At 38.6% G+C, this 12,832-nt stretch carries 13 protein-coding genes; all 13 read left to right on the top strand.

The genetic code is table 11. From position 1 onward, the window contains the following. Positions 1-11: 11 nt before the first annotated feature. The 13 genes from NQ185_RS12405 (at position 12) to NQ185_RS12465 (ending at position 12,730) form a co-directional block, all read left to right on the top strand. Positions 12-1,214: a DUF4097 family beta strand repeat-containing protein gene (locus NQ185_RS12405; RefSeq protein WP_257582159.1), complete on the top strand. Its 1,203-nt coding sequence runs from the start codon at positions 12-14 to the stop codon at positions 1,212-1,214. 25 nt (positions 1,215-1,239) lie between these two features. Continuing rightward, positions 1,240-1,602, top strand: coding sequence for a phage holin family protein (locus NQ185_RS12410; RefSeq protein WP_257582160.1), 363 nt, complete (start codon positions 1,240-1,242; stop codon positions 1,600-1,602). 938 nt (positions 1,603-2,540) lie between these two features. Then, complete coding sequence (hprK, locus tag NQ185_RS12415; protein WP_257582161.1) at positions 2,541-3,476, top strand: HPr(Ser) kinase/phosphatase; 936 nt, start codon at positions 2,541-2,543, stop codon at positions 3,474-3,476. Positions 3,477-3,638: 162 nt separating this feature from the next. Continuing rightward, the gene (gene lgt, locus NQ185_RS12420) at positions 3,639-4,448 is read left to right on the top strand and encodes a prolipoprotein diacylglyceryl transferase (protein ID WP_257582162.1); all 810 of its coding nucleotides are present in this window, start codon (positions 3,639-3,641) and stop codon (positions 4,446-4,448) included. A gap of 13 nt (positions 4,449-4,461) precedes the next feature. Then, positions 4,462-5,400: a nucleoside recognition domain-containing protein gene (locus NQ185_RS12425; protein ID WP_257582165.1), complete on the top strand. Its 939-nt coding sequence runs from the start codon at positions 4,462-4,464 to the stop codon at positions 5,398-5,400. Next, positions 5,400-6,053: a pyrophosphatase PpaX gene (ppaX, locus tag NQ185_RS12430; protein ID WP_257582167.1), complete on the top strand. Its 654-nt coding sequence runs from the start codon at positions 5,400-5,402 to the stop codon at positions 6,051-6,053. The genes NQ185_RS12425 and ppaX overlap by 1 nt, the downstream gene beginning before the upstream one ends. After that, positions 6,050-6,592, top strand: a complete 543-nt coding sequence (locus NQ185_RS12435) for an acyltransferase (RefSeq protein ID WP_257582168.1) — start codon at positions 6,050-6,052, stop codon at positions 6,590-6,592. Before ppaX ends, NQ185_RS12435 begins: the two co-directional genes overlap by 4 nt. A gap of 155 nt (positions 6,593-6,747) precedes the next feature. Then, on the top strand, positions 6,748-8,259 hold the full coding sequence (locus NQ185_RS12440) for a tetratricopeptide repeat protein (protein WP_257582170.1): 1,512 nt from the start codon (positions 6,748-6,750) through the stop codon (positions 8,257-8,259). 102 nt (positions 8,260-8,361) lie between these two features. Beyond that, the gene (gene trxB / locus NQ185_RS12445) at positions 8,362-9,312 is read left to right on the top strand and encodes a thioredoxin-disulfide reductase (protein ID WP_257582171.1); all 951 of its coding nucleotides are present in this window, start codon (positions 8,362-8,364) and stop codon (positions 9,310-9,312) included. Between the two features lie 286 nt (positions 9,313-9,598). Beyond that, on the top strand, positions 9,599-10,495 hold the full coding sequence (rapZ, locus tag NQ185_RS12450; protein WP_257582172.1) for an RNase adapter RapZ: 897 nt from the start codon (positions 9,599-9,601) through the stop codon (positions 10,493-10,495). Further along, on the top strand, positions 10,492-11,475 hold the full coding sequence (mgfK, locus tag NQ185_RS12455; protein WP_257582173.1) for a gluconeogenesis morphogenetic factor MgfK: 984 nt from the start codon (positions 10,492-10,494) through the stop codon (positions 11,473-11,475). Before rapZ ends, mgfK begins: the two co-directional genes overlap by 4 nt. 31 nt (positions 11,476-11,506) lie before the next feature. Continuing rightward, on the top strand, positions 11,507-12,451 hold the full coding sequence (whiA, locus tag NQ185_RS12460; RefSeq protein ID WP_257582177.1) for a DNA-binding protein WhiA: 945 nt from the start codon (positions 11,507-11,509) through the stop codon (positions 12,449-12,451). Between the two features lie 21 nt (positions 12,452-12,472). Next, positions 12,473-12,730: an HPr family phosphocarrier protein gene (locus NQ185_RS12465; RefSeq protein WP_257582180.1), complete on the top strand. Its 258-nt coding sequence runs from the start codon at positions 12,473-12,475 to the stop codon at positions 12,728-12,730. Positions 12,731-12,832 lie beyond the last annotated feature (102 nt).

The raw sequence follows: 12,832 nt of genomic DNA on the forward strand, positions 1-12,832 counted from the left end.
AGGAAATCGAAATGAATCAGGAAAGAAAAAAAATACTTGAATTGGTGCAAAAAGGAAAACTATCAGCACAAGAAGCGATTATCCTACTAGAAGCATTAGACGAATCCACTGTAAAGAAAGAAACACCTATCAACGAAGCTGAATCAACTAGCGCTCCAATAAACGAAGCTGAAGAAACGAAGGAAACGGAACCGAAACTAACGGAAGAAGCGTCACATGATGAGGTCTTTCAAGGGACTCAAACAGAAGGAAATCAACAGCAACAAGAAAAACAGAACAAGGATGAATCATTCTATTCACAATTGGAAAGTGCCGGGGAGAAAATTTTTGATTTCGTCAATAATGCCTTAAATAAAATTAAGCATTTTGACTTTCAATTTAATCAATCAGTAGATGTGCCTCACACTTTCCAGCAGGCTGATTCGGATATTGAAAGAATCGAACTGGACATCGCAAATGGTCCAGTCAGACTCGTAACTTGGGATCAAGATGAAATCCGGGTTGAATGTCAGGCGAAAGTTTATCGATCTGAGGATAAAGAAGATGCAAGGAATTACTTTATAGAAAACACTGTGTTTTCTATTGAAAACGGGTTGCTTATTTTCGCTACTCAATCGAAATGGATGAGAGTAGAAACAGTCGTTTATGTTCCGAAGAAGGATTACAAAAAGATTTCAGTTCGAATTTTTAACGGTGGGCTGACTGGCGAGCAATTGGATGCCAAATACTTAACGGTCAAAACAACGAACGGGAAAGTGGAACTTTCCAATGTTGATGGCGAAAAGTTCGATATTGATACGGTAAATGGACAAATCAAATTAACGAATTCAAATGCATCCCAGTTAGCTGCAGAGACTGTGAATGGGGCAATCGAGGCATTGGGATTATTTGAAAATGTTGAACTGCAATCCTTTAATGGAAATATCACATGTACATTAGAAAATAGAACGAATAAGTTTGAAGCAAAGGCAGTTACAGGCAATATTAAATTGATCGTGCCGGGCAATTCAAGCGTGGATGGAGATGTCCGCTCCAATTTAGGAAGCTATAAGCTTGATCTTGAAGGCATTGAAGTCATGCATGAAAAGAAAGAAATCATTCAGAAACAGGTGAAATTTAAGCGTACCTCAATCGACGATCATGTTATTCATGTCTTAGCAGATACGAAAACAGGATCAGTCCATATAGGAGAAGCGGAAACGGCTGTCGTCTGATAGGAGAGAGAGTGGGGAATTAAAGATGAAATGGATCATTGGAATATTGATTAATGCGCTTCTTTTCATCGCTTTTGCAGGATATTTTGAGGGCTTTCAAGTATCAAGTTTTGGAGCGGCAGTTGGAGCAAGCGTCGTCTTGTACCTTATTAATATGCTCGTACGACCGCTTCTCATCATCTTTACTTTACCCGTCACAATCCTTTCACTTGGCTTATTTTTATTCGTAATTAATGCATGTACATTATTAATGACAGATGCATTGATGGGGAGTAAATTTGAAATATCCGGATTTGGGCTTGCCCTTCTCATCGCTATCATCATGTCGATCGTCAACTTAATCATTCATAAAACGATCATTGAACCTAAAAAAAGAAAGAAGAAATAAAGCTCCCCTTTCCAAGAGGGCACTGAAAAAAGCCCCTTAAATTAAGCAATGTGTTAAACTTGGTTGTTGATTTCCGTTCCAGGCGGCTTCGCTTTCAGCGGGCGTTGCGGGGAGCCTCCTCGGCGCCTAAGCGCCTGTGGGGTCTCCCCTGCCCCGTACTCCCGCAGGAGTCTTCGCCGCCCTCCACTTCAATCAACATAGTCCTTTACTTAGGCAAAATCTAAAAAGGTATAATTCCTATTAATTATGGGGTTATACTTTTTTGCTGTATAATTATACCAATCGCTTTTGGACACTATTCGTATGATTAAATATTCACTAGCCGGTTGAGAGTTCCGAATGAGACAATCTTTTAAATCTACATATATCAATTTCATCTTTTTTTCGATAAAGCAGATCTAATAAACTTACAACTTTTAAAGCAACTTACGGAACTTTATTAATGTACATTTTGACCATCCAGGAGTATTTTTGTTTTAATCCATCAAGCACAAAAGAAAAGTCGACCAAACCTTTCATTTGAAGGAGCAGTTAATTTTAAGTTGTTGCAGAAAGATTTATCTTAATTTTTAGCAGTTGCCTGTTGATTGGAGCGGAAGGCGGCGACTCCTGGTCGGCTAAAGACGGCCACGTCCTGTGGCCAACACCGACACTAGGACGTCCTGTCCGTCGGGGGATTAGCGTGACAAGTGAGATCCCCTTAGGAGCGTAGCGACGAGGAAGCTCACCGCACGCCCCCCGGAAAGCGTCCGCCTGCAGCGGAAATCAACAGTATTTCACGAAAATCCTTTATTTGAAGGATTTTTAAGCGCCATCCCTTCACATTAGCAGGAGCTTTTTACTGTAAAAATAATGAGAAGGGTAGAGATTACATTTAAAGAAGTGATAGAATAATAAAATGAGTGTAAGCTTTTCATTATGCATTAGGAGTGATTGAGTTGGCGAAAGTCCGAACAGAAGACATCTTAAAGCAATTTGACCTAGAATTAATTAGTGGAGAGGAAGGCATTCATAAACCAATCACCACTAGTGATATTTCGCGCCCGGCCTTGGAATTAGCTGGCTTTTTCAATTATTATCCTGCAGAGCGTGTTCAACTTCTCGGAAAAACGGAAATCGTTTTTAGTGAAGGGCTTCTACCACATGAAAGAAAAGAACGCATGGAGATGCTTTGCAGTGATACTACTCCTGCTATTGTCGTGTCAAGAGGTCTTGAAATTCCATGTGAATTATATGAGGCAGCTGAGCGAAATAGCGTACCTCTTATGAGAACAAATATGAAAACAACCCGTTTTTCTAGTAAATTAACGAATTTTTTGGATGGGAAATTAGCCCCTACTACAGCAGTACACGGGGTACTCGTCGATATTTATGGAATCGGAGTCTTAATAACTGGACAAAGTGGCGTTGGAAAAAGTGAAACCGCACTGGACCTTATTAAGCGGGGGCATCAGCTTGTGGCAGATGATTGTGTCGAAATCCGCCAAATAGAAGAAAATTTACTCGTTGGATCACCTCCTGATTTACTTGAACAGCTTTTAGAAATTCGTGGTTTGGGAATTATCAATGTCATGACCTTATTTGGTGCAGGTGCCGTCAGGCCAAGCAAAAAAATTACACTGACCGTTCATTTAGAGTCATGGGACGAAAATAAGCATTATGATCGTGTCGGGCTTGACGAAGAGACGATTAAAATTATTGATACAGAAATTACCAAATTGACTATTCCTGTCAGACCTGGACGTAGCCTAGCTGTCATTATTGAAGTAGCCGCAATGAATTTCCGTCTGAAAAAAATGGGTGTGAATGCTGCCCAACAATTTACGGAGCGCCTTGCACAGGTGATAAAAGCCGGCGAGGATGGCATTGTTTAGATCGGTAAAAAAAGGACGTATGCTTTTCTTTTGTAAAAGCCCAATTGCCGGCTTTTACACTATTTAGAAAGTATATCGGTTCTTTTGAAGTTGCCAGCTAGAATCCATTAATAGTAATAACAAATTATAAGTAAAGAGTTTTTAAAAAAAGGAGTTGACTATATGGGTATTGAGCCGATTAATCCAATTGCCATCAAACTTGGACCAATTCCGGTTCATTGGTATGGAATCATAATAGGGATAGGCATTGCAGTTGCATTATTTTTAGTTGTCCGTGAAAGTGAAAAGCGTGGAATGCATAAAGATACTTTTCCCGATCTGTTAATATGGGCTATCCCGATTGCGATTATTTCCGCAAGGATTTACTATGTCATTTTTGAATGGAAACATTATTCACAACACCCTGAGCAAATTATTCAAATTTGGGAAGGCGGAATCGCCATCCATGGAGCGTTGATAGGTGCCGTTATCACAGCGATTGTTTTTGCAAAACGAAAAGGGTTATCCTTCTGGAAATTAGCGGATATTGCCGCGCCAAGTATTATCATTGGACAAGCAATCGGCCGTTGGGGAAATTTTATCAATCAAGAAGCTCATGGGGATGTTGTTTCAAAAGCCTTTTTGGAAAATTTGCATCTACCACAATTCATTATTGATCAAATGTACATAGAGGGTGAGTATTATCATCCTACATTTTTATACGAGTCTATCTGGGACTTTCTTGGCTTCATTATCTTAATCTTATTAAGAAAAGCAAACCTTCGCAGAGGTGAAATGTTCTTAACATATGTCATTTGGTATTCAATTGGACGTTATTTCGTAGAGGGACTTCGTACGGATAGTTTGATGCTGACAAGCGGTTTAAGAATGGCACAAGTACTTTCTCTCGTATTAATAATTGGCTCAATAATCATATGGATTTATCGCCGGAAAGCTGGGATTGCCGATAAAAGGTATTTAGAAGAGGGATAAGGGGAAAGGCATCATGTGGAAGTCTTCGATAAAAAATGGGGGATTAATAGGACTTAAAACAACGTGGACATTAGGAAAAGTTATTTTTCCGATTACGCTAATCGTTGTGGTGCTTCAACATACACCGGTATTGCCATGGTTAATAAAATTGATTGAACCACTAATGGGGATTCTTGGCTTATCGGGAGATGCTGCCATTCCACTAGTTTTAGGAAATGTTTTGAACTTATACGCTGGAATAGCAGGAATTTTATCACTTGATTTAACTGTGAAGGAAGTTTTTATTATTGCTGTCATGATGTCATTTTCACATAACCTGCTCATTGAGTCGGCTGTTGCTGCTAAGGTGGGAGTGAAGTTATGGATTATGATTGTCGTTCGGTTAGGTTTGGCAATGTTCTCCGCCATATTGATTAATGTAGTGTGGAGTGGCGGCCAAGAAATTGCCCAGTATGGGATCATGCAAGTTCAGGAAGAGCAAGTGACAGGACTGTGGTCCATAGCACTACTCGCATTAACAAAGGCTTTTTATGGAGTCGTGCAACTTGCGATTATAGTCATACCGCTTATGGTAGGAATTCAGTTTCTAAAGGATTATAAGTGGCTATCCGTTTTTTCAAAGTGGATGGCTCCTGTTACAAGATTATTAGGGATGAAAGAAAATACATCAACGACGATGGCAGCTGGATTAATTTTTGGTCTTGCCTATGGGGCAGGCGTTATGATTCAAGCTGTAAAGGAAGATGGGGTAAGCAAAAAAGATGCCACATTAGCTTTTATTTTTCTCGTTGGATGCCACGCAGTTATAGAAGATACATTAATTTTTCTTCCCCTTGGTATTCCAGTCCTGCCACTCCTTCTTATTCGCTTAATAACTGCCGTAATTTTGACATTAATTGTGGCTTCAGTCTGGAAACGTCTTGATCAAAAGAAAGAAAGGGGATTCGCGTAATGGATAAAAAAATATCTACTTTATTATTTGACTTAGATGGGACTTTGATTGATACAAATGAATTAATTATTACTTCGTATTTACATACACTGGAGCAATATTATCCCGGTCGTTTCGGAAGGGATGATGTACTGCCTTTTATGGGACCAACTCTGGAAGATGTATTTAACGGAATTGATCATGAACAAGCTGAAGAAATGATTAAGGTGTATCGGACATTTAATGTTGAGCAGCATGATCTTTTAGTAAAAGAATTTAATGGGGTATTTGAAACGATACGAACCCTTCATGAGAATGGATTTAAGTTGGCAATAGTGTCTACGAAGGTTCGTGATGTCGTGTTAAAAGGGCTCGTGCTGACAAATCTTGATCAGTTTTTTGATGTTGTTATTTCACTTGATGAGGTTGAAAACGCTAAGCCAGACCCTGAACCATTGGAAAAAGCGTTGCATTTATTAGGTTCTTCTTCGGATGAGGCTATAATGATTGGCGATAATCATCATGATATTTTAGGCGGGAAAAATGCAGGAACTTATACGTGTGGAGTTTCCTGGTCATTAAAAGGCAGAGACTATTTGGAGCAATACGAGCCTGATTATATACTAGATCAAATGGCCGATTTATTGGATATTGTCGGAGTTGGAGCAAAATGAGGAGGACCGAGCGTTTTCCGGTTACAGGGGCAAATTCTCTTTGGCATGTGTATAAAACAGTGCCGTTCTGGAAGGTCGTTCGCAACTTCATTGTTATTCAACTGGCAAGGTATACACCATTTCTTGGAATGAAAAATTGGCTGTATCGATCGTTTTTACGAATGAAAATAGGTGAGCACACTTCATTTGCTTTAATGGTTATGCTGGATGTCATGTTTCCGGAAAAAATTTCTGTCGGTAGAAATACGGTGATTGGCTACAATACGACTATTTTGGCACATGAATATTTAATTAAGGAATATCGTTTAGGCAATGTGGAAATTGGCGATGAAGTGATGATTGGCGCGAATACGACGATTTTGCCGGGTATAAAGATTGGCGATAAGGCAATTGTTTCGGCAGGGACGCTTGTCCATAAAGATGTACCAGATGGGGCATTCGTAGGTGGCAACCCGATGCAAATCATTTATACAAAAGAAGAACTCACTGAAAGATGGAAAGATGATTTTATATATGGAGTAAAGAAAAAAGAAACCTGATGCATTGCGGCATCGGTTTTTTCTTTTTTTCAACAACAATCGACTATAATGCCTATGAATCAAAGAAAACTCCTATTTTTAGTTCACTTCAAACAATCTCGCTAGTATGATATACTACAAAAAGCGACATAGGAATTAAGCAACGGAGGATCTAGATGAAAGACTCAAAGGTGCAATTTGAAAGGGCCAAAATATTTCCTTTCATTCCGACAGGTGAATATTATTTTAATAAAGGTGTAAAAGCGTATGACCGCTTTGATATAAATAAAGCAAAAAAGTATTTAAAAAGAGCGTTGGAACTAGAACCGGATGAAGCGATGATTGCATGTCAGCTTGCAATTGTTCTTACTGAATCAGGTGAATATACAGAATCTAATAAACTGTTATTTATGATACTCAGTGATTTAGATGATAAGATGTCAGAATGCCATTATTTTATTGCCAATAATTTTGCGCATCTAGGAATGTTTACAGATGCATTTAAACATGCTCAGCGTTATCTGGAAGAAGATAATATTGGCGAATTTTCGGTAGAAGCCGAAGAATTGATGGAACTTATCGGATTAGATGAAGATGAAAATTTTGATAGTTTAGTAGAACAGGACGAGCTAATTGATAAATTGGAAACTTCTAGGATATTACTTGAATCAGGAGATTTTAGGGAAGCTATAAGAATGTTAGAGCTGACCGTTGAGGATTATCCGGAATTTTGGCCAGCTTATAATAATTTGGCTTTAGCATATTTTTATGAAGGTGATTCAGGTAAAGCAGCCGGTACTTTAGAAAAGGTGTTGGAGAGCAACCCCGGTAATTTACATGCACTTTGTAATTTAGCTGTGTTTCTTTACTATGAAAAGGAAACTGGGCAATTAACGGAGTTGTTGACTGCATTGGATAAAGTGCAGCCGATGTTATTTGAACATCGATATAAGCTTGGTGCTACATTCGCTTTAACGGGAAAATATGAACAGGCTTATTTTTGGCTGCGGCAAATTCAAAAATATGGCTTTGACGGGGACCCAGGATTCTATTACTGGCTCGCTAAAGCAGCTTATTTTACCGGAAATAAAAAAGTTGCAAACCAAGCTTGGCAAATTCTATCTAAAATGAATCCTAGACAAAACCAAATCGAGCCTTGGAATGTTAAAAACCATCCCGATCCACGGAATCTTGAAGGTGATTCAGCGGTTTTGAAAATGTTAAATAGTGAGCTGTTTGAAGAAAGGTTATATGCTATTTTTCTTATTTCCGTAACAGACCATATGCAGGATATCTTTTCACATCCAGATTTCAAACGCCTCGAGGATTTTTCATACGCGGAAAGGATTTATTTAGCGCATATATTAAGGGATCGGCTGAATGCCCCTATACCAGAAGAGGAATACGTAGAAAAGATTCATGAGGTCGCAGTTAAATTATACGAGCGATTTAATGAAGCAGGTTTAGATACACGTAATATACTATTACAGTGGTTTTCTTTTTTTATTCTAGGAATGGGAGAAGGCATTTCTATAGCGAATCCAGATGCGTGTGCAGCTGCGGCAGAGTATATTTACTTTAAACAGAGTCATAATAAAAAAACACAAAAGAAGGTGGCGGAGGAGTACAAAATTTCCGAGGCTACTTTGCGCAAATATATTAAGATAGTGGAAAAGTATTGGGAATAAGCATATTTTTGGACTTGAAGGCGATTGTTTATTACGATGAATGTAGGGAATTTGAAACAAAAATAAAGATTTTTTTCATTCATTTAAGGGGTGTTTACGACAATGTCGGAAAATAAAATATATGATGTTATTATCATTGGCGCTGGCCCTGCAGGTATGACTGCAGCGGTCTATACATCTCGTGCCAATTTATCAACATTAATGATTGAGCGTGGAGTTCCTGGAGGTCAAATGGCCAACACAGAGGATGTGGAAAACTATCCAGGATTTGACCATATTCTAGGACCTGAGCTTTCAACAAAAATGTTTGATCATGCAAAAAAATTTGGTGCTGAATATGCGTACGGAGATATTAAAGAAGTGATAGATGGAAATCCATATAAAACTGTCAAAACAAGTACGAAAGAATATAAAGCTCTTACTGTTATCATAACAACAGGTGCAGAGTACCGGAAAATGGGTGTACAAGGTGAAAACGAATTGACCGGTCGAGGCGTTTCTTATTGTGCTGTTTGTGATGGTGCTTTCTTTAAAGGAAGGGATCTTGTCGTAGTTGGAGGCGGAGATTCGGCTGTTGAAGAAGGAGTATACTTAACTCGATTTGCGAATAAAGTGACGATTGTTCATCGCCGCGATGAATTGCGTGCTCAAAAAATCTTGCAAGATCGTGCATTCGCTAATGAAAAAGTAGAATTTATTTGGAATCACACTGTTAAAGAAGTAAATGAAGAAAATGGAAAAGTTGGTTCTGTTACGCTCGTTTCAACGAAAGATGGAAAAGAGCAGGAGTTTAAAACAGATGGAGTCTTCATCTATATTGGAATGGATCCTTTAACAGAGCCATTTAAAAAATTAGGCATTACTAATGCTGCCGGCTATATTGATACGAATGAAAATATGGAAACGAATATACCAGGTATTTTCGCAGCAGGGGATGTCCGCGATAAACTTTTGCGCCAAATCGTAACGGCAACGGGTGACGGTAGTATTGCAGCACAAAGTGCACAAATTTATATTGAAAATGTTAAAGATCATTTAGCTGTCCAAAAGTAATTTTAGGGAAAAGAAAATATAAAAGGGCCAATCAAATATCAAATGCAAAAACGTAATCACGACTTAATAAAACTGTAACAGTAGTGAAATGATTTTCGGGTACAGTAGAAACATGAGATATTGACCCCCTTTTTATACAATATCCCTTTCTTACAGCATAGGCCTAGCCTGTGCTATTTTTTTTGGTTAATATCTGCACTATTATTTCGTAACTGTAAATAGTATAATAATATGAATGGAAACATCGTCAAAAATACGTTTCGTGAGAAAACAGGAGTTGGGAAACATGAATCCAGCAAGTGCAACGGATGAAATACAATTAGTCATTATTACAGGAATGTCTGGAGCAGGAAAAACTGTTGCAATCCGCAGTTTTGAAGATTTAGGTTTCTTTTGTGTGGACAATTTACCGCCGGCGCTCATGCCAAAATTCCTAGAATTAATGAAGGAATCTGGAAATAAAATGAATAAGGTGGCTCTTGTAATGGATTTGCGGGGAAGGGAATTTTTCGATACGTTGGTGCGTATTATCGATGAATTATCGACCTATACCTGGGTGACTCCCCAAATTCTTTTTCTTGATGCGGATGATGCCACATTAGTTAGAAGGTATAAAGAAACACGTAGATCCCATCCACTTGCGCCATCAGGATTGCCATTGGAAGGGATAGAGCAGGAGCGGAATTTACTTAATGAATTAAAAGGCCGTGCTCAATCAATTTATAACACATCCACGATGAAACCAATGGAGCTGCGTGAAAAAATATTAGTTGAGTTTTCTGCAAACAAACAAACAATTTTTACAGTCAATGTCATGTCTTTCGGATTTAAACATGGCATTCCAATAGATGCTGATCTTGTTTTTGACGTACGCTTTTTGCCGAATCCCCATTATGTGGATCATATGAGGCCAAAAACGGGACTAGAAGAAGAAGTATCAAGCTATGTTTTAAAGTGGAATGATACACAAAAGTTTCTAGCAAAAACAATAGACTTATTGACATTTATGCTGCCGCTTTATAAACGCGAAGGAAAAAGCCAGCTTGTTATTGCAATCGGATGTACAGGTGGACAGCACCGATCAGTAGCGCTTGCTGAATATATCGGCGCATTTTATAAGAAAGACTATAAAATCCAAATGATCCATCGAGATATACAAAAGAGAAAGGGAATAGCTCAATGACGCAATATTCAAGGCCGAAAATTGTTGTAATAGGCGGCGGTACAGGATTACCTGTTCTTTTACGCGGTTTGAAAAAAAGACCTGTTGATATTACTGCAATCGTAACGGTTGCTGATGATGGCGGAAGTTCAGGCAGGATCAGAAATGAGATGGAAATTCCGTCCCCCGGTGATATTAGGAATGTTTTAGCCGCATTATCAGATGTTGAACCGCTTGTAGAGGAAATGTTTCAGCATCGATTTAATACAACAAATGAGCTCGCTGGACACTCTCTTGGTAACTTAATAATTGCTGCCTTAACTTCAATTACGGGAGACTTTGTGCATGCTGTACAAGAAATGAGCCGTGTACTTAATGTTCACGGTAAAGTTTTGCCTGCAGCTAATCAAAGCGTCATACTGCACGCAGAAATGGAAGATGGCTCAATTGTAAGCGGCGAATCAAAGATACCTTTTTCCGGTAAAAAAATAAATCGTGTTTTTTTAACACCGGAAATGATTAAGCCCCTTCCTGAAACAATTAGATCGTTACGTGAAGCGGATTTGATTGTGATAGGGCCGGGAAGCCTTTATACAAGTATACTTCCCAATTTATTAGTGCCGGGCCTTGGTGAAGAAGTATGCAAGGCTAAAGCAAAAAAGGTTTATATTTGTAACATAATGACTCAAGCTGGAGAAACTTTGGGATTTACTGCAAGCGACCATTTGGAAGCATTATATAGCCATATGAAACGTCCATTTATTGATATCGTACTTGTGAATAATGAAGAGATTCCTAGTGATGTGCAAAATCGTTATAAGGAAGAGCTAGCCCAACCAGTCAAGTTTGATGTAGATAGGCTGATTTCTCTGGGCGTCGAAGTATTATACGATGAATTTATTAGTTTTGAAAATGGATATATTCGACATAATACAGAAAAAGTGGCAAGCATGATCTTTTCGCTATTAAGCAGTGGTCCAGATCAAATTGCCCAAACATAAGTAGATAGTGCGTTAAAGGGGGTGAGAAAGGATGTCGTTTGCTTCAGAGACGAAGAAAGAGCTGACGAACCTTGATGTGAAGGATTGCTGCGCAAAAGCTGAACTTTCTGCACTCATTAAAATGAACGGTTCCATTTCTTTTTCGAACCGGATTTTGGTTGTTAATGTTCAGACTGAAAATGCAGCAATCGCTAGGCGGATATATACGTTAATAAAAAAACTTTACGAAGCGGACGTGGAATTGCTTGTCAGGAAAAAAATGCGTCTGAAAAAAAATAATGTATATATTGTGCGATTAAAAAAAGACGCCGAGAAAATCTTGCGTGAATTAAAGATACTTGGGGACGGACTTACGTTTATACATGATATTAAAAAAGAATTAGTAAGAAAGAAGTGCTGTAAAAGATCCTATTTACGTGGTGCCTTCCTTGCAGGAGGATCTGTCAATAACCCTGAAACGTCATCTTATCACCTTGAAATTTTCTCACTTTATAAAGAGCATAACGATTCACTATGTGAACTTATGAACGACTTTGGACTGAACAGTAAGACACTGGAAAGAAAAAATGGTTTTATTACGTATTTAAAAGAAGCGGAGAAAATTACAGAATACCTCAATGTAGTGGGTGCCCATAACGCACTGCTCCGTTTTGAAGATGTAAGAATTGTAAGAGATATGCGCAACTCAGTTAATCGTCTTGTAAATTGCGAAACAGCCAATCTGAATAAAACTATTGGTGCAGCGCTTAGACAAGTTGAAAATATTCGCTTTATTGAAGAATCAGTAGGATTGGATATATTGCCAGATAAACTAAGAGAAATTGCTGTGCTTCGTGTTGAACATCAAGATGTTACGTTAAAGGAATTAGGAGAAATGGTGTCAAGCGGAACCATCAGTAAATCGGGCATTAATCATCGATTGAGAAAAATTGATGCCATTGCGGAAAATCTCCGTAAGGGCGTTCAAGGAGAATAAACAGTAAAAGGAGAGATATAGTTGGCTCAAAAAAAAGTGGAAGTAAAATTAAATACTGGATTACAAGCACGTTCTGCCGCTCTATTTGTACAAGAAGCTAGTCGCTTTACATCAGATATATTTATAGAGAAAGATGGCAGAAAAGTAAATGCAAAAAGCATCATGGGATTAATGAGCCTTGCCATTGGGCCAGGTGCAAACATCAAGCTTTATGCTGAAGGCAATGATGAAGAGGAAGTGCTGGATACATTATCTGCATTTGTACTAAGTGAAAGTTAAACATACTTTTCGGCGGCTAATGCGATCTGCTATTGCCGCCCATTGTTTTTTTCTGGTGGCTAGCTCGCTCCAGCGCCTGTCTACGAGCAGGCATATGTTGTA

This window comes from Lederbergia panacisoli (assembly GCF_024626525.1).
Taxonomy (GTDB): domain Bacteria; phylum Bacillota; class Bacilli; order Bacillales; family Bacillaceae_C; genus Lederbergia; species Lederbergia panacisoli.